General features: G+C 70.7%; 16 protein-coding genes. 10 read left to right on the forward strand and 6 right to left on the reverse strand.

Annotation, left to right across the window (positions count from 1 at the left end):
- Window positions 1-704: 704 nt before the first annotated feature.
- The 6 genes from C1A38_RS27935 to C1A38_RS27960 are packed head-to-tail and all read left to right on the forward strand — an operon-like array spanning window position 705 to window position 5114.
- On the forward strand, window positions 705-971 hold the full coding sequence (locus tag C1A38_RS27935; RefSeq protein WP_102660688.1) for a hypothetical protein: 267 nt from the start codon (window positions 705-707) through the stop codon (window positions 969-971).
- Window positions 968-1195, forward strand: a complete 228-nt coding sequence (locus tag C1A38_RS27940) for a hypothetical protein (RefSeq protein ID WP_102660689.1) — start codon at window positions 968-970, stop codon at window positions 1193-1195. The genes C1A38_RS27935 and C1A38_RS27940 overlap by 4 nt, the downstream gene beginning before the upstream one ends.
- Window positions 1192-1935, forward strand: a complete 744-nt coding sequence (locus C1A38_RS27945) for a GOLPH3/VPS74 family protein (protein ID WP_102660690.1) — start codon at window positions 1192-1194, stop codon at window positions 1933-1935. The genes C1A38_RS27940 and C1A38_RS27945 overlap by 4 nt, the downstream gene beginning before the upstream one ends.
- 38 nt (window positions 1936-1973) lie before the next feature.
- Window positions 1974-3467 carry an APC family permease gene (locus tag C1A38_RS27950; RefSeq protein ID WP_102660691.1) on the forward strand — a complete coding sequence of 498 codons (1494 nt, stop codon included), beginning with the start codon at window positions 1974-1976 and terminating at the stop codon, window positions 3465-3467.
- A 13-nt stretch (window positions 3468-3480) separates the two neighbouring features.
- Window positions 3481-4137: a GNAT family N-acetyltransferase gene (locus tag C1A38_RS27955; protein ID WP_102660692.1), complete on the forward strand. Its 657-nt coding sequence runs from the start codon at window positions 3481-3483 to the stop codon at window positions 4135-4137.
- A complete protein-coding gene (locus C1A38_RS27960) occupies window positions 4134-5114 on the forward strand; it encodes an endonuclease/exonuclease/phosphatase family protein (protein ID WP_102660693.1) in 981 nt (326 codons plus the stop codon). Before C1A38_RS27955 ends, C1A38_RS27960 begins: the two co-directional genes overlap by 4 nt.
- 70 nt (window positions 5115-5184) lie before the next feature.
- On the opposite strand, the gene C1A38_RS27965 is transcribed toward C1A38_RS27960, so the two are convergent.
- Window positions 5185-5754: a TetR/AcrR family transcriptional regulator gene (locus C1A38_RS27965; RefSeq protein WP_102660694.1), complete on the reverse strand. Its 570-nt coding sequence runs from the start codon at window positions 5752-5754 to the stop codon at window positions 5185-5187.
- Window positions 5755-5847: 93 nt separating this feature from the next.
- Between C1A38_RS27965 and C1A38_RS27970 the strand changes: the two genes are divergently transcribed.
- Window positions 5848-6858 (forward strand): NmrA family NAD(P)-binding protein, encoded by a 1011-nt coding sequence (locus C1A38_RS27970; RefSeq protein WP_233197066.1) that lies wholly within the window; start codon window positions 5848-5850, stop codon window positions 6856-6858.
- Between the two features lie 140 nt (window positions 6859-6998).
- Here the strand turns inward: C1A38_RS27970 and C1A38_RS27975 are convergent, their stop codons facing one another.
- From C1A38_RS27975 to C1A38_RS27990, 4 genes are all read right to left on the reverse strand, one after another.
- The gene (locus tag C1A38_RS27975; RefSeq protein ID WP_102660695.1) at window positions 6999-7382 is read right to left on the reverse strand and encodes a PIN domain-containing protein; all 384 of its coding nucleotides are present in this window, start codon (window positions 7380-7382) and stop codon (window positions 6999-7001) included.
- Complete coding sequence (locus tag C1A38_RS27980; protein ID WP_353505542.1) at window positions 7379-7645, reverse strand: type II toxin-antitoxin system Phd/YefM family antitoxin; 267 nt, start codon at window positions 7643-7645, stop codon at window positions 7379-7381. The genes C1A38_RS27975 and C1A38_RS27980 overlap by 4 nt, the downstream gene beginning before the upstream one ends.
- A gap of 122 nt (window positions 7646-7767) precedes the next feature.
- A complete protein-coding gene (locus C1A38_RS27985; RefSeq protein WP_102660697.1) occupies window positions 7768-8361 on the reverse strand; it encodes a DUF1707 SHOCT-like domain-containing protein in 594 nt (197 codons plus the stop codon).
- 137 nt (window positions 8362-8498) lie between these two features.
- Window positions 8499-9827 carry a glycosyltransferase family 4 protein gene (locus C1A38_RS27990; RefSeq protein WP_199180353.1) on the reverse strand — a complete coding sequence of 443 codons (1329 nt, stop codon included), beginning with the start codon at window positions 9825-9827 and terminating at the stop codon, window positions 8499-8501.
- Window positions 9828-10194: 367 nt separating this feature from the next.
- On the opposite strand from C1A38_RS27990, the gene C1A38_RS27995 reads away from it, so the two are divergent.
- Entirely contained in the window at window positions 10195-12114 is a 1920-nt protein-coding gene (locus C1A38_RS27995; RefSeq protein ID WP_102660698.1) for a Xaa-Pro dipeptidyl-peptidase, read from the forward strand.
- A gap of 72 nt (window positions 12115-12186) precedes the next feature.
- On the opposite strand, the gene C1A38_RS28000 is transcribed toward C1A38_RS27995, so the two are convergent.
- Complete coding sequence (locus C1A38_RS28000; RefSeq protein WP_102660699.1) at window positions 12187-14121, reverse strand: amylo-alpha-1,6-glucosidase; 1935 nt, start codon at window positions 14119-14121, stop codon at window positions 12187-12189.
- A gap of 42 nt (window positions 14122-14163) precedes the next feature.
- Between C1A38_RS28000 and C1A38_RS28005 the strand changes: the two genes are divergently transcribed.
- Window positions 14164-16863 carry an MGH1-like glycoside hydrolase domain-containing protein gene (locus tag C1A38_RS28005; RefSeq protein WP_102660700.1) on the forward strand — a complete coding sequence of 900 codons (2700 nt, stop codon included), beginning with the start codon at window positions 14164-14166 and terminating at the stop codon, window positions 16861-16863.
- A gap of 444 nt (window positions 16864-17307) precedes the next feature.
- The gene (locus tag C1A38_RS28010) at window positions 17308-17880 is read left to right on the forward strand and encodes a TetR-like C-terminal domain-containing protein (RefSeq protein ID WP_233197067.1); all 573 of its coding nucleotides are present in this window, start codon (window positions 17308-17310) and stop codon (window positions 17878-17880) included.
- Window positions 17881-18007 lie beyond the last annotated feature (127 nt).

An 18007-nucleotide genomic window follows, 5' to 3' on the forward strand; every position in this document is an offset into this window, starting at 1 on the left:
AGCCCTCATCTCCGGGCCGGATCGATCAGCGCACCCCGCTCAACTTCGAAGAGCCTTCATCCCACCACGAGTGGTCGGGGTACGTCATCTGCGAAAAACGATCTACGTTCACGACAGCCCCATCGACGGAGGGAAGTGAGAGCAGCATAACGAACAGTCATCGTTCGGCCACCCCCGCTCGCCGCCGCACTAGTCAAGGCGACTAGTCGCGCTAGTCGTCAGGATCAGCCCGAACTACTCCGGACAGCCTGACCCGTCGCGCGGGTTCCCTATCACCGGCACCGGTTGCCATGGTCAATGCGCTTCCACGTTGGTGCCGACGCCCTTATTGGCAAGGGACTCGTCGCGGAGGCCACGAACAAGCCGGCGCAGTATCCGTGCCTCTTCGTCGGGCAACAGGACGCTGCGTCCAATCGGTCACGTGCGCAGCCGGTGTCGGGGAGGGGCCCGGCCGCGCATCTCTCGCAGAAGGGTGATGGCAGTGCGCATCAAGTGGTTCGTACCGGCCAACGCCGACCACCCGTTCCCCCCGTTCGGCCTCCACCCCACCCGCCGCGTCTCGGCTTCCACCCGCCCGAGTGATCAAGAGGTTTTGGTTGCCGAGGGGCACCCCCGAAGGCCAAAACCTCTTGATCAACCCCGAAACGGCGGGGGCGGCGACCAGGGCAGGCAATCCGACCAGAGCGGACGGCAGGAGGTGGAGCATGGGGCGGGCGGTGCCTGAGGTCGCGGCGGGGACGCTGCTGCGGCTCGATCCGGGTGACTGGTCGTACGGCCGCGACCTGACCCCCGGCACCCCCGTGGCCGTCACCGTCGTCTGCGTCCGTGACCTACCGAATCGGGCGGACGAGTGGGTGTGGGTGCTCGGTCACCGGCCGGAGTGCGACTACCCGCACGTCGACCGGCATCCGCCCTGCATGGAGGTGCGGGTCAAGGTCGCTGCGCTGCATGACCAGAGGCGGGCGAGGTGACCGGCACAGACGAGAGCGACCGGGATGTGGATCGCTTCGAGTCCGCGCGAAACACCGTGCTCCAGCACCGCAACGAGCGCACCTGCTTCCACTGTCAGGGCGACGGGTGCGGGCAGCACACCTGGGCGATCGAGGAACTCGGTCGCCATCCCGGCGGCCGAAAGCTCCTTCGGCAGCTCGGGTTTCCCATCGACGATTCGACCGAGGAAGGCCAGCCGCGGTGAACAGCACACCCCACGGCGACCACCATGCCCCACACCTGCGCGAGCATCCGACGCCGGTCGAGCCGGCCCGGCCGGTGCGCGCCGTCGGCAGCGCCGCGATGCCGAGCACCGTACGGCTCGCCGACGAGTTCTTCTACCTGGCGCACGACGACCAGACCGGCCGGTCGCGGCTGTTCGAGTCGGCGACAGCGTACGGTCTCGCTGCCGCGCTGCTCGCCGAGCTGTACGGCGAGGGCCGGGTGACCTTCGAGGGCCGCCGCCTGCGGGTGACCAACACTGTCCCGCCGAAGGACTGGCTGCAACACCTCGTCCTCGATCGCCTGGTCGCGGAGCCGCGTCACACCGAGACCCGTACCTGGTTGGCGTATTTCGCCACCGCCGCCTACCAGCAGGTGGCCACCCGGATGTGGCAGCTCGGGCTGCTCCGCCAGCAGCAGGTCGGTCGGCTGTGGCGGCAGCGCACCGTCTACGTACCGGCGGACATGAACACGGCCGCCTGGTCGTGGGCCCGGCTCTCCTTCCAGCTGCGCAACCACCAACGCCTCAACGCCTTCGACGTTGCCCTCGCCGGTCTGGCGATGCACACCCAGCTCGATCCGATCCTGCTCGACGGCACACCCCACGCCGTGCGTGCGTTCCTGCGCCAGCAGGTCGAGCAGGCCCCGCCACCGCTGCGGGACCTGCTCGCCGACCTCGGTGCCGTCGTCGGCAGCGCCGTACTGAGCCACCGCACCACCTGACCGTCCTGCATTCATCCCTTCTCGTCGAGAGAGAACCCATGTCCCACTCGAAACCCGACACCGTCTCCGCCGTCCTCGCGCGCGGGCGGCTCGGTATCCCGTCGGTGGTGTTCTTCGTGATCGCCGCCGCCGCACCACTCACCGTCGTCGCAGGCGGCGCGACCACCGGGTACGCCGTCACCGGAGTCACCGGCATCCCGGTGTCCTATCTGCTGGTGGCGGCCGTGCTCGCGTTGTTCGCGGTCGGCTACGTGGCGATGTCCCGCCGGATCGTCAACGCGGGCGCCTTCTACACCTACGTCACCCGAGGGCTCGGTCGCCCGGCCGGTGTCGGCGCTGCCATGGTCGCGCTGCTCGCCTACAACGCCATGCAGATCGGGCTCTACGGTGGGGCCGGCGCGGTCACCGCCCAGTTCCTCAACGACCGGTACGGCGTCGGCCTGACCTGGTGGAGCTGCGCCCTCGCGGTGTGGGCGGTCGTCGCGGTGCTCGGCGTCGCCCGGATCGACCTCAACGGTCGGGTCCTCGCCGTCGTCCTGGTCGCCGAATGCGTCGTCGCCCTGACCTTCGACGCCATCATGGTCACCCACCCGGCCGACGGGACGGTCAGCTTCGACACCCTCGCCCCCTCGCACGTCTTCGCCGCCGGCATCGGCGCGGCGCTGGTCACCGCGATCACCGGGTTCGTCGGTTTCGAGGGCACCGTCGTGTTCAGCGAGGAGACCAAGGACCCACGGCGCACCATCGCCCGCGCCACCTACATCGCGGTCGCCGTCACCGGCCTGCTGTACGGGCTGTCCGCCTGGGCGATGTCGGTGGCCACCGGCCCGGACCGCATCGTGGCGGCGGCCCGCGCCGACGGCACCGACCTGATCTTCAATCTGGTGTCGCCGTACCTGGCCGACAGCATCGTCACCGTCGCCCGGGTCCTGTTCATCACGTCGCTGTTCGCCGCGCTGCTCTCGTTTCACCACACCGTGGCCCGGTACCTGTTCGCGCTCGGCCGGGAACGGGTGCTGCCCGCCGTGTTCGGTCGCACCAGCCGGCGTACCGGTGCCCCGAAGGTCGGTTCCCTCGTCCAGAGTGGGCTCGCCTTCGCCGTGCTGGTCGGCTATGCCGTGGCCGGGGCCGATCCGATCGTGCACCTGTTCTTCTGGGTCACCGTCACCGGTGGGCTCGGGGTGCTGATCCTGATGACGGTCACCTCCGCCGCCGTGATCGGTTTCTTCGCCCGCAGCACGCACACCGAAGGACCATGGCGCTCACTTATCGCACCGGGCCTGGCCACTGTCGCGCTGGGCGGGATCCTCACCGTGACGCTGCGGGAGTTCGCCACGCTGCTCGGCGTCGCGCCGGACTCGCCGCTGCGTTGGACGTTCCCCGCCGCGTACGCCGCCGTCGCGCTGCTCGGCATCGCATGGGCGCTGGTCCTGCGCACCACAAACCCCGAGGTGTACGCCGCAGTCGGCCTGGGCGCGGACCGTGACACCGGCCCCCGGCTCGCCCCCGACACCGTCCGCCAACCCGCCTGACCAGGGAGCTGCCGTGACCGTCAGCAATCACGATCTGCTCGTCCGCCCCGCCACCGCCGCCGATGCCGGGCCGCTGATCGGCGTCCTCGCCGAGGCGTTCCACGAAGGTCCGCTCGCCGACTGGCTCATTCCCGATCCGGCCGACCGGCGGACCGTCTACTACCGGTATTTCAAGGACGCCGTGTATCACGGGCTGGAGCACGGGCAGGTCTACACCACAGGCGACCAGAGGGCCGTCGCGATCTGGTACCCCCGCCTCGAACCCGCCCCGGTCGACACCCGCAGCCGCCTGGCCACGTTGGAACACATCGCGGGCCCGTACGCCCCGAAGTTCGTGCTGCTGGAGGAGATGTTCGACGCCTTCCATCCCGACGAGCCGCACCACTACCTCGCCTACCTGGCCGTCGACCCGACCCGGCAGAACCGGGGCATCGGCGCCGCGCTCCTCGCCGACCAGCACCGTCGTCTCGACCAGCTCGGCCTGCCGGCGTACCTGGAAGCCAGCAACATGCGTAACCGGCGGCTCTACCTCCGCCTCGGCTACCACGCCGGCCCCACCATCGTGCTGCCCACGGAAGGGCCGGTGATCTGGCGGATGTGGCGGGGTGCCCCCGCCAGTGGTGGTCGGAGCCCGTTCCCGCGCACCAGGCCGCACCGGCGGTCACTGTGACCGCCGCCCTGCGTTTCGTCACCTACAACATGCTCGACCTGACCCTGAGCGCCAACAGCGTCCGGGAGGCCAACCGGCAGCGGCGGGTCATCGACACCATCCGCAGCCTCGAACCGGACGTCATCGCCGTCCAGGAACTCAGGAGCCCACCCGCTAGCGCCGCCCGCCTCGCCGCGGAACTCGCCGACCGCACCGGCCTGACCAGCACCGTCGCCACCAACGGGAGCGCCCGCGCGATCCACGCCGTCGCCGTCGGCGACCACACCGTGCACACGGCGCTGCTCTGGCGGCCCGGCCTCACGCCGCTACCGCACACCTTCCGGGCCTACAGCCCCGCCGTCCACTACGACGGCGGGTGGCGCGGCCTCGGCTACGGCTCCATGGTGCGGCTGGCCTTCCGGATCGACGGCCAGCCGATCACGTTCGCCTCCTACCACGCCCCCGCCTACGGCCGGCACCGCCGCATCGACCAGGCCGAAGCGGTCCTCGCCGCCCTCACCCGCCCCCACGAACTGGCCCTGATCGGCTCCGACTTCAACTCGATCGGTGCTGCCCGCGCCAACGGCGCCGACTACGACCCCGACCCCTACACCGGTCGACCCTGGTGGCCCGACCTCGTCCACCAGTGCCACGAACCGACCCACCCCAGCCAACGGCACCGCGCCGACCGTCGACCCGCGCAGGCCTGGGAAGCCGGCGGTCTCCACGACGTCGCCGCCGCCACCCGCAGCCCGTGGAAGGCCACCACCGGGCACTGGCCCACCTGCCCCTACGGCATTCGGGGCATCGCCCGGCGCGTCGACACCATCCACGCCACCCAGCCGGTTCTCCGGGCGGTCAGGTCGCTCACGGTCGTCGACAACCCCACCACCCGCGCCGCCAGCGACCACCTACCCGTCACCGTCGACCTCGACCCGCGCAAGCTTGCCGTCAACCCTGGTGAGCCCGCACGGCAAGGCGGCCAGCGTGGCAGGTGATCAGGCACCGGACAGTGTCGGGAAACGGTCGCGGTCGGAACCAATCAGCGGACGGTGTGCCGGCGCGACGTCATCGCGCCGGGCTGATGCCGGTGATGGCCAGGTCGAGCAGGCGGGCGGCTGCGGCGGCGGGGTCGGGGTGGTGGGTGGTGGCCAGTGCGATGCCGGTGATCAGCGTGAGCAGGTCGTCGATCGTCACGCCTGGTGCGAGGGCGCCGGCGGCGGACGCGCGCCGTACCAGTGGCTCGCCTGCGGCGGTGAGTTGCGCGCAGGCGCAGTAGACGTGGGTGTCGTCGGGGCCGGCCACCCGGTCGCGATTCAGTGCCTCGGCCAACCCGCTGATGGTGGTGGCAGAGGCGATGACGGCCTTGAGCCATTCCAGCAGCGCGGCGCGTGGGTCGGCGCGGTCGGTCCGGTCTGCGGCGTGCGTCGCGAGGGCCTCGACGCGCTCGCGGAAGACCGCCGCCAGCAGTGCGTGGCGGCTCGGGAAGTGCCGCCGTACGGTGCCGGAGCCCACGCCGGCGACGCGGGCGATCTGCTCCAGGGACGCGTCAGCGCCGTGTGCGGCAACCTCCTGCACCGCGACGGCGAGCAGGCGGGCGTAGTTGCGCCGCGCGTCGGCGCGCTGCGCAGCGGTCATGGTCTCTCACCTCCGAGGTTGCTAAGTGGCGGGGCCCGCCGTATCTTACCGAAGTAGAAACGGCGGGCCACGCCGTTTAGTGAGAGGGGCCTCATGTCCAACGAACCCGCACCCGTTCTGGTCGTCGGCGCCACCGGGCGACAGGGCGGTGCGACCGTCCGCGCGTTGTGCACAGCGGGCGTACCCGTCCGGGCGCTGGTCCGTGACCCGGAGACCGACCGGGCGCGCGACGTCGCCGCGCTCGGCGCGGATCTGCGGACCGGTGACCTCAACGACCGTGACTCCCTGACGGCGGCCGCGACGGGTGCCCGCGCGGTCTTCTCGGTCCAGATGCCCCAGATGAAGGGGGAGTCGCTGGACTTCGACGGCGAGGTGACCCAGGCCGTCAACCTGATCGAGGCGGCACGTGCCGCAGGTGTGCCACAGTTCGTGCACACGTCGGTCTCCGGTGCCGGGCAGCACGTCGAGGCCCCCGGCTGGGGTGAAGGTCGGTGGGAGGGCCTGCGGCCCTACTACGACGCCAAGACCGCTATCCAGGATCGGGTACGCACGGCCGGCTTCACGCACTGGACGCTGATCAAGCCGGGGTGGTTCATGGAGAACTTCCTGCCCTCGATGGCCTATCTGCTTCCCCGCGGCGTCGAGGGTGGGCTGGTGACCGTGCTGCGGCCCGAGACCCGGTTGTCCCTGGTCGCGGTCGACGACATCGGTCGGGCGGCCGCGGCGGCTGTCGCGGCACCGGCGCGCTTCCACCAGGTCGAGCTGGAGTTGGCAAGCGACTACCGGACGATGGCCGAGATCGCCGACATCATGTCGCGCGCCCTCGGTGTGCCGCTGACCGCGCCGAGGATGACCGACGAGGAGGCGTTGGCGGCCGGTATGCCGGCCTTCGGCGCGGTTTCGCACCGCTTCGTGGAGGTGGCCGGGCAGCCTGCCCGGCCGGAGTTCGCCCGGGACCTCGGCATCCCGCTCACCTCCTTCGAACAGTGGGCCGCGCAGTACCTGTCCGACCGAGTGCGGCCGAGCGGCGAGAAGGACCCGGGCCACGATCCGGGCCACGACTCGGGCCGCCAGGCCGCCACGCCGGCCAGCGCGGCCGGTTGACCCGGTGATCGACTCCGTTACGCCGAAACGGCGGCTTCCCACCGCCCCACACACCGCCGTTTCGGCGAAACGGCGGGAGTCAGCGAAGCTCTACCGGAGGCGTCGGTACTGGCGGGGTCCTGTCGGTCGGGAGTGTGGAGTCAGATCGCGTGGATCGTGATGAGGTCTTCGAGTCCTGCAAGGTCGTCAGCGTTGCGGGTGTACACGGCCGCGTCATGGGCGTGTGCAGTTGCCGCGATGAGCAGGTCCATCACCCTGGCTCGCGGCTGGCGGCCGGTCTCGACGACGCGTGCCGCCAATCGTGCATAGCTGTCGGCGATCGCCTCGTCGATGGGCAGCGGATCAAATCGACGTTGAATGGCGCTCAATCGCGCCAACCGGAGCGCCCTCGCCTCAGCGGATTTCGCGACCAGGACACCGAACTGAAGTTCGGCGAGGCTGGCGACGCTGATAGCCAGTTCCCCGGGAATCGGAGTCACATCGTTGGCGATAAGGATGCTGGTGTCGAGGATGCCGCGACTCACCGCTCAACCCACGGATCGGTGACGGCGTCGTCGAGCAGGTCCCGATCACTTGCCCACCCCGGGTCTGTGGGTTGGTCGAAAACGCCGGCAAGGTCGTCCCACTCACGCCAGGTTCGAGGACTGACCGGGCCCAGCACGGCTGCTGGGCGCCCGGCGACAGTGATCGTCACCCGTTCGCCCCCCTGCGCGCGACGAACCAGGTCGCTTGCGTTCTGCCGCATCTCCCGCAGCCCAACCTCGTACATACAGCCAACGTAGCACATGTGCTACCTGTTGTCGGTGCATCCCAAGCGCAGGGCTCGGGATGCCGAGGAATGCGTGCTGGACACTAGCGACCATCTACCCGGGCGCGCCCGCGCGGCATGTCGGCCAGCGGGGGAGTTGATCAGATCATCTTCCAGCGCTTGCGGGGCGGGCGGACCGTCACGTCACCGAAGACGACGCGGCAGCGCACCTCGACGACCGGACCGCCGGGGGTGGCTGGGCCGCTCATCTTGGACTTCTTGTCGCCGAAGACCGCGGAGCCGGTGAGCCGGACCTCGGTGCCCTCCGGTACCACGATGGTGATGCTGCCGAAGATCACGTTCGCGTCGACGGTGGTCACCTGCCGGGGCAACTGGGCCTCGTGCAACTCGATCCGGCAGTCACCGAAGACGGCCCGTGCCTCGATGTGCTCCGGCACCGGCCATGCGCCCTTGCGTACGTCGCTGCCGAAGACCGCCATCAGCTTCTCCGACGTCGGCGCGAGTTGTCCGCCCGGCCGAGCGGGGGAGCGGCCGGGCGCTCCCGGCAGATCCGTGGTGAGCCGGGCCAGCTCACCCCGGGTCTGTGCGGCGTGGGCCGCACCGACCCGCTCGGTGTATTCGTCAAGGGTGAGCCGGCCCTCGGTGGTGGCCTTGCCGAGCAGTTCCACGACCTCCTCGCGCTCCCGGTCGGAGACGCGCAGCCGGTCATCGTCGTTGTGCCGTTCCCACTCCACGAGGCGAGCCTACTGGTGCCCCGCACCCGCCTCACCAGCCGCTGCTGGCGTCGGCGGGCACGGAGTCAGCAGGTGCCGGCGGGCACGGAGTCAGCAGGCGTCGGTGGGCACGGTGTCAGCAGGCGGTGGGCACGGTGTCAGCAGGCGGCGGTGCCGACGAGCAGGTTGCCGTGCGGGATGGTGATCGGTCGGCGGGGGGCCGGCAGGCCGACGGCGGGACGACGGGCCTGCGCCGGAGCGTGTTCGCGGCGGGCGACGGCGTAGGCGTGGGCGGTGCGGGCGGCGATGGTGGCCCAGCCGTACCGCCGGCCGACCATGCTGCGGGCCAGCCGGGCGACCCGGCGGGCGAACACCTCGTCGCCGATGAGCTGGCCGACCGCGCCGGCCAGCGCCGGTGGGTCGCTGTGCGGGAAGGTCACCCCGGTGACGCCGGGCTCGACGATCTCGGCCAGCCCGCCGGTACGGGCCACGGCCAGGGGGGCGCCGGCCGCCGCCGCCTCCAGGGCCACCATCCCGAACGGCTCGTAGAGACTCGGTACGACCGTCGCGTCGGTAGCGCCGAGGACCGCCGGCAGCTGGGTGTTGTCGAGAAAACCGGCGAAGCGTACGGTCCCGCCGAGCCCGAGTTGCCGGGTCCGCTCCTCCAACTCACCCCGGTACGGCCCATCCCCGGCGATCAACACCCGCAGCCCCGGATGCCGGTCCCGCAGCTGTGGCACGGCGTCCACCAGGTGCTGCACGCCCTTCTCGTAGACCAGCCGGCCGGCGTACCCGATCAACGGGCCGTCGCCGGCGAAGCGGGCGCGGGCCGAGGCGACCGCGCGGGGGCGGGCCCGCCAGGCCCGGTCGTCGACACCGTTGGGCACCACCGCCACCTTCTCCTGCGGCACCTCGAACAGGGTGGTGACCTGGTCACGCATGTAGCCGGAGCAGGCGATCAGGCGGGTGGAGGCGTTGCTGAGCCAGTGCTCGACACCGTGGATGGTGCGGTTCATCTCCTCGGGCAGCCAGCCCTGGTGCCGACCGGCCTCGGTGGCGTGCATGGTGGTCACCAGCGGCAGGTGCAGGTACTCGGCCACCGTGATGGCGGTGTGCGCGACAAGCCAGTCGTGGGCGTGGACGACGTCGAACTCGGCCGTGTCGGTGGCGTGCAGCGCGGCCCGGGTCAGCGTGTGGTTGAACGCCATCGTCCAGGCCAGCAGCGATCCGGTGGCCAGCGGGAAGGTGACCGGATCCTCGGCGGCCCGCACGATGCGTACGCCGTCGACGTGTTCTTCGAGCGCTGCCCCGTCGGCGTGGCGGGTGACGACGGTGACCTCGTGGCCGGCGGCGGCCAACGCCACCGACAGGGCGTGCACGTGCCGACCGAGGCCGCCGACGAGGACCGGCGGATACTCCCAGGACAACATCAGCACCCGCTGCGGACGGACGGGGTTGATGTCGATCACGTCGGCGTTCGTTGACATACGCGCCCCCTTTGAGTTGTCTGCGCGCAGCCTCGTTCCGCCCCCCGGCGGGCGGTGCGTCGCTGGCGCGGCCGGACCACGACCCATCCTGCTGGCAGCCAGATAACCAGCGGAGACATCCCGGTTGCGGGGCTGTAAAGCCGGTCGGTACTCCTGATCACATCGTCAGGAACGGGCGGGATGCGACATTGCGACCAGCTCTGCGACAGCTGTAGAAGTGAGCGGCCCGCACCTCCCACAACTGTCTGATGACCTGCCACGGCCCGGTTCGTAGGTTCTATTCGGACACAGCACCGAGGGGCTCGTGGTCCGTGCGTCAGGACCGGCGTGCGGCGGTCAGCACCCGGTGCCTGGAAGGAGAAACACGATGCGAACCACGAGGCGATGGTGGGGCACGGCGGTGGCCGTCACGGTGGCCGCGGCCATGCTGCCCGTGACCCCCGCGACGGCGCGGCCCCCGAAGGCTCCTGCGGGACTGGTCATCGCGGACGGCGTCACCCAGCCGGCCTTCGGCTACGCCGACGCGATCCGTGAACGGATCTTCGTCACCTCCGACGTCGACAGCGACGCCGACGGCGCGCTCGACGTCGTGGCGATGGACATCATCCGCCCGAAGGCCAGCGACGCCGGTCTGCGGGTGCCGGTGATCATGGACGCCAGCCCCTACTACTCGACCCAGTGCCGAGGCAACGACAGCGAGTGCAAGGTCGACCTGGACGGCGACGGCCTGCTCGACCGGTGGCCGCTGTTCTACGACAACTACTTCGTGCCGCGTGGTTACGCGGTCGTGCTGCTCGACATGATCGGCACCAACAACTCCACCGGCTGCCCGACCAGCGGTGGTCGCCCGGACAACGTCAGCGCGCCGGTTGCCATCGACTGGCTCAACGGTCGCCGTAAGGGTGTCGACGCCGACGGCAACGAGGTCGTCGCCAAGTGGCACAACGGCAAGACCGGCATGATCGGCAAGTCGTACGACGGCACCCTGGCCAACGCGGCCGCCGCCAGCGGCGTCAAGGGCCTGACCACCATCGTGCCGATCTCGGCCATCGCCAGCTGGTACGACTACTCGCGTAGCAACGGCCTGGTGACCCGGGCCAACAACTACTCGGGCAGCCTGTCCAACACCGTCACCAACCCGAGCCGTCGGGCCTACTGCGCCCCGGTGCGCACCCAGCTCGGCCAGGACGGCGACGACGTCACCGGCGACTACAACGCCTACTGGGCGGAGCGGGACTACCTGCCGGACGCCAAGAAGGTGAAGGCCAGCGTCCTGCTGGTGCACGGCATCAACGACGACAACGTGCGGGCCGACCACTTCAGCAAGTGGTGGTACGAGCTGGCCAAGCACAAGGTCCAGCGCAAGCTGTGGCTGACCGGCACCGGGCACATCGACCCGTTCGACTTCCGTCGTACGGAGTGGGTGAACACCCTGCACCGCTGGTTCGACTTCTGGCTCCACGGCATCAAGAACGGCATCATGCACGAGCCGATGGTCGACCTCGAGCGGCTGCCGGACGTCTGGGAGACCCACGCCGACTGGCCGATTCCCGGCTCGAAGCCGACCGAGATCTGGCTGCGGCCCGGCACCGACGGTGCCCCCGGTGACCTGTCGGTGAAGTCGACCCCCGGCGGCAAGAAGCAGACGGCGACCTTCACCGACACCCCGACGATGAGCCAGGCCAACGCGATCCGGCACCCGTCGGACCCGGCGGCCAACAAGGACAACCGGCTGGTGTTCCTGTCCGAGCCGCTGAAGGCGCCGCTGCACATCTCCGGCACCCCGATCGTGAAGATCAAGGCCTCGGTCAACGGTGAGGACACCAACTTCGCCGGTCTGCTCGTCGACTACGGCACCCGGGAGCGGTTCAGCACCTCCGGTGACGGCATCCGGACGCTGACCACCGAGGACTGCTGGGGCGAGTCGGCCACCTTCGGTGGGTACAACGAGGAGGCCTGCTACCGGCAGGTCGTCAAGAACGTGGCGAGCAACCCGCAGGAGCTGGTCACCAAGGGCATCTACGACGGGCTCAACCTCGACTCGCTCTGGACCTCGACCCCGCTGGTGCCGGGTGAGAAGAACGCCGTCGACATCCCGCTGCAGCCCGAGGACTACGTCTTCGAGGCCGGCCACCAGATCGGTGTGGTCCTGCTCGGCTCGTACTCCGGCTACAGCAGCCGGGCCAAGCAGACCCGCGCCGAGATCACGGTGCACTTCGACAGCACCCGGATCACCCTGCCGATCGTCGGTGGCCGTCAGGCCGCCGTGGCAGCGGGTCTGAACTGATCGGTTGGTGGGGCGCCCGGGGGGCGTCCCACCAACGCCGCGCTCAGTAGCGCGAGGGCCCGTCGGTGCGTGTCACCGGCGGGCCCGCAGCAGTTCCGCCACCGACCAGGCCTGGAAGGGGCAGCCGGTGGCGGTGTGCGGGGCCGAGCCGTCGGCGGTCTCGCTGACCGAGCCGAGGCCGTACTCGCTCAGGTGCGCCTCCAGACCGACGAACAACTCGCCGACCGGCAGCCCGGCCCGGCGGGCGGCGTCGGCGTACGGGCCGATCAGCCACGGCCAGACGGTGCCCTGGTGGTAGGCGCCGTCCCGCTCGGCCGGCCCACCCCGGTGCCCGCCGAGGTAACCGGGGCACTCGGGGGACAGGCTGCGCAGGCCCAGCGGAGTGAGCAGCGCGGCACCGACCAGGCCGACCGCCCGCGGGTCCGGCGCAAGTGGCGCGTTCGGCAGCGACCAGGCCAGCAGCTGGTTCGGTCGCAGCAGATCGTCGTCGTGAAAGGCCGCACCACCCAACGGGTACGCGGGCGCAGGTGCGTCGAGCACGTCGTGCAGCCATCCCGCCGGGGCGGGGAAACGCTGGCGGAACGCCGTGACCGCCTGCTCGTGCAGCCGGTGCAGCCCGTCGGCGTCCTGCCCGGCCAACTCGGCCAGCTCGGCGACCCCGGCCACCCCGTTGATCCAGAGTGCGTTGACCTCGACCGGCTTGCCGTGACGGGGGGTGACGGGCACCCCGTACACCCGGGCGTCCATCCAGGTCAGCGCGGCCCCCGGGGCACCGGAGGTGAGCAGCCCGTCGGCCGGGTCGACGGCGATGCCGTACCGGGTGCCGGCCAGGTGGGCGTCGACGACGCCGCGCAACGCCGGCAGCAGCTCGTCACCGAGGTCGGTGTCGCCGGTGACTGTCACGTGCCGGCTGACCGCGTGCAGGAACCACAGGGTTCCGTCGACGGTGTTGTACTCGACCCGACCGGTGTCGGCGGTGTTGGCGAGCATCCCCTCCGACAGCGTCGCCGCGTACGAGCGCAGCAGCTCCCGGCCGAGATCCGCGCGACCGGTGCACAGGAACAGGCCCTCGTAGGAGATCATCGTGTCCCGCGACCAGGCGCCGAACCACGGGTAGCCGGCGACCACGTCCACCGCGGCGTCGTTCGTGCGTACGACGAACGCGTCGGCGGCCAACGCCAGGGTGGCCTCGACGTCGTCGGCGGGCTTGGCCGACGCCACCACCTCCCGGTTACGTCGCCGCGCCGCCGCCACCACCTCGGTTGCCGGCGGAGGGGCCGGGGCGGGATCGTGGGCCCAGGCCAGCACCGACACCGTGTCGCCCGGCTGGCGCAGCGTGTCGCGGAACTGACCCGCGTACCACAGGTCCTCCTCCGGATGCAGGCCGCGCGCCGCCTCCTCCCGGTGGTAGGCGCCGCGCCACCAGTGACCCTGCGGCGTCCAGCCCGGCCCGGACAGCCGGTACGCCCCCTCGATCACCGCGCCACCGTCGACCGGATCCATCCGCAGCGGCGGACCGTCGGCCCGACGCTCACCGTGCGCGTCGCGCCAGGTGCAGGCGGCGGCCAACTCCAACTCGACGGGCCCGCCGCCGACCAGCCGGTGCACCACCGCCACACAGGAGCGACCCGGCAGCATGGCCAGCTCCCGTTCGATCACCACGTCACCGATCCGCCACCGCCAGCGGGGCAGCCCGTCGGTCAGGTCGAACCGCTCCAGCAACTCGAACCCGCGCGGGTCGACGTCGCCGGAGGCCCACTCGTGCGCGCCCAGGCGCACCCGGGCACCCGAGGGCAGCAGCACCGCCGGATCGAGACTGGCCAGTCCCACCTTGCGGGAAGCCGGGGTTTCTCCGGGAACCACCAGAAGCCCGTGATACCGGCGGGTACGCAGCCCGGCGACGGTGCCCATGGCGTACCCGCCGAGACCGTCGGGCACCAGCCATTCCCGGCTGGCAGCGCTGGTCAGCTCCCCGCAGACCTGCGAACCGAAGCGAATCTCGATCAACTTTCCTCCACCGGCGGCGAGGTGTAACACGACACGACGACAATGGTCGCTGTGGTGAAGTACCCCAGCGGCATCGAAGATGTAAAGGTGATCACTGACGGTTCGCCCTCCGCCCCGGACGCCGAACGCCTCCGACTCGCCCAGGCCGACGCCGGCGAGCAGGACTGGCGCGCATGGGGTCCCTATCTGTCCGAGCGGGCGTGGGGCACGGTACGGGAGGACTACAGCGAGCACGGCACGGCCTGGGACTACTTCCCCCACGACCACGCGCGGTCCCGAGCCTACCGCTGGTCCGAGGACGGCATGGCGGGCGTGTGCGACGACCGGCAGACGTTCTGCTTCGCCCTCGCGCTGTGGAACGGGCGCGATCCGATCATCAAGGAACGGATGTTCGGCCTCGGCGGCGACGGCGGCAACCACGGCGAGGACGTCAAGGAGTACTGGTGGTACGAGGACTCCACGCCCACCCACTCGTGGATGCGTTGGCGCTACCACTACCCGCAGGCCGCCTTCCCGTACGACGAACTCGTCGCGGTCAACGCGCTGCGCGGCCGCGACGACACCGAGTATGAGCTGGTCGACACCGGCATCTTCGACGACGACCGGTACTGGGCGGTGACCGTCGACTACGCCAAGGCCACCCCGACGGATCTGTGCATCGTGGTGACCGTGGCCAACCGGGGCGAGCAGGCCGACCGGCTGCACGTGCTGCCGCACCTGTGGTTCCGCAACACCTGGGGCTGGGGGCTGCCCGGCACCGACGACCGGGTGCCCCGCCTCGTCGGGCAGGGCAGTCGGCTGGTCGGCGACCACTGGGTCCTCGGGCAGATCGTGCTCGAAGGCGACGGTGAGCCGACCCCGCTGCTGTGCGACAACGACAGCAACGCCGAACGGCTGTGGGGGCTGCCCAGCCGCACCCCGTACCCGAAGGACGGCATCAACGACCACGTGGTCACCGGAGCCGACACGGTGAACCCGGAACTGACCGGCACCAAGGGGGCGCTGCACTACGTCCTGGACGTGCCGGCCGGCGCGCAACGGCAGATCCGGCTGAGGCTGACCCGTACCGCCCCACCGCCCGGCGACGGCGACCCGCCGCCGGCCGACCTGGGCGACGGATTCGACGCCGTGGTCTGGGCCCGCCGCGCCGAGGCGAACCGCTTCTTCGCCGGGATCATCCCGGCCAAGGCCAGCGCCGACGAGGCATCGATCGCCCGACAGGCCATCGCCGGGCTGATGTGGGGCAAGCAGTTCTACCACTTCGACGTCAAACGCTGGTTGGAAGGCGACCCGGGCTCGACACCGCCGGCCGGACGCCGGCACGGGCGCAACAGCGCCTGGTGGCACATGACCAGCTTCGACGTCATCTCCATGCCGGACCCGTGGGAATATCCCTGGTACGCCGCCTGGGACCTGGCCTTCCACTGCGTGACAATCGCCCGGGTCGACCCCGGCTTCGCCAAGGAGCAACTGCTGCTCCTGCTGCGCGAGTGGTACCTGCACCCCAACGGGCAGATCCCGGCGTACGAGTGGGCCTTCGGTGACGTCAACCCGCCGGTGCACGCCTGGGCCGCGTTGAAGGTCTTCGAGATCGACGGCAGCCGGGACCACGACTTCCTGGCCCGGATGATGCACAAGCTGCTGATGAACTTCACCTGGTGGGTCAACCGCAAGGACACCGGCGGCAACAACGTCTTCGAAGGCGGCTTCCTCGGGCTGGACAACGTCGGCCCGTTCGACCGGTCGGCGGCGCTACCCGTGGCCGGGACGCTGGAGCAGTCCGACGGCACCGGCTGGATGGCGATGTACGCCCTCAACCTGCTCGACATCGCCATCGTGCTTGCCGAACACGACCGCACCTGGGTGGACACGGCGACGAAGTTCTTCGAACACTTCGCGTACATCGCCGCAGCCGCGTACGACCAGGGCTTGTGGGACGACGAGGACGCGTTCTTCTACGACGTGCTGCGGCTGGCCGACGGCACAAAGGTCCCGCTGAAGGTGCGCTCGGTCGTCGGGCTGCTGCCACTGGCCGCGGTGACCCGACTACCCGCGCGCACCCTGCACCGCCTGCCCGAGCTGGGCGCGCGGCTGCGCTGGTTCCTCACCAACCGCCCCGAGTACGCCTCGGTGATCGGCGCCCGGCGGATCGGCCCGGACGGCCGCCAGCAGCGACTACTGTCCATGTGCGGCCCGGAACAGATCGTCCGGCTGCTCGCCCGGATGCTGGACACCGACGAGTTCCTCTCCGAGTACGGCCTGCGTACCCTCTCCCGCGCCCACCTGGACAAGCCGTTCACGGTCACCCTCGGGGGCCAGGAGTTCTCCGTCGGCTACGAGCCGGCCGAGTCGACGAGCGGCCTGTTCGGCGGCAACTCCAACTGGCGCGGCCCGATCTGGATGCCGACGAACTTCCTGCTGATCAGCGCGTTGCGCGACCACGCGGCGTTCTTCGGCGACGACCTCCAGGTCGAGTACCCGACCCGATCCGGCGTGAAGCGGACCCTCGACGAGATCGCCGACGACCTCTCCGCCCGACTGATCGCCCTGTTCACCCGCGACGGCTGGGGCCGCCGGCCGATCTACGGCGCGGCGCAACTGTTCCAGACCCACCCGGACTGGCGGGACCTGATCGCCTTCCCCGAATACTTCCACGGCGACAACGGCGCGGGCCTCGGCGCCTGGCACCAGACCGGCTGGACCGCCCTGGTCGCCGACCTCATCCTCACCCTCCGCCGGTAGCCCCGGGGCCGCCCCGGCGCCTGCGCCCGCCCGGGCCCGCCTTCGTCGGGGCTTGCGCCTGCCCGGGCCTGCGCCTGTCCGGGCTTGCGCCTGTCCGGGCTTGCGCCTGTCCGGGCTTGCGTCTGTCCGGGCTTGCGTCTGTCCGGGCTTGCGTCTGTCCGGGCCTGCGCCTGCCCGGGCCTGCGACGGCCCTGGCCTGTGTCTGTCCGGGCTTGCCTCCGTCCGGGCCTGCGCCTGCGCGGCCTGCCTGGTCCTGCGCCAGCTCTGGCCTGGGGTGGGCTGCTCCGGTGGTGATCGACTCCGTTACGCCGTAGTGGCGGTGTCCCGGCGGGATCAACCCCGCCACTACGGCGTAACGGAGTCGATCACTCACCTGTCATCGCGGAGAGTCGCCAATCCGTCGCGAAGAGTTGTGGGGAGGGGGCCGCCACTAGGCTCGGCGGGGTGTCCGGAGCTGAGCACGGAGACGTGAAGCGCGGTGGCGACGCGATCGTCACCACCGCCTGGCAGCTGGCCGAGGCCGAGGGCTGGGCGGCGGTGACAGCCCGCCGACTGGCGGAACGCGCCGCTGTCGATCTCGGCGAACTCTACGAACGCTTCGCCGATCGCGACGCGGTGGTAGCTGCGGTCGCGGTACGCGGCTTCGCCGACCTGGCCGCCGCGCTGGCCGCCGCACGTACGACCGCCGACACCCCGACCCACGGCTGGCCGGCAGTGGTGGCGGCCTACCTGGATTTCGCGTACGCCAACCCCGAGGTGTACGACGCCATGTTCGCCTACACCCCCGACCTGACCCTCGGTGCGGAACAGACCCCCGAGACGGTCACGGCGACCTTCGACGAACTGCGCGCAGCCCTGGCCCCCCTGGCCGCCGGCCGCGACGAGGACACCCTGTCCGAACTCGGTTGGAGCCTCCTGCACGGCATGGTCATGCTCACCCGGGGCGGCCGCCTCCGCCCCGAAGCCCAGGATCACCGCGAAACCCTCCTGACCCACCACCTCTTCCCCCCTCCCTAACTCCCACCCAACCCCCGCACCGCCCCTGCCCGCACACCCTGCCCCGCGATCTTGCACTTTTGGTCGCACGTATGCCCCGTTTGGGTGGCTTTGTGGAGGCAGGAAGTGCAAGATCGCTGGGGGCTGG

Origin of the sequence: Verrucosispora sp. ts21 (assembly GCF_002879555.1) — a bacterium.
Lineage (GTDB): Bacteria > Actinomycetota > Actinomycetes > Mycobacteriales > Micromonosporaceae > Micromonospora > Micromonospora gifhornensis.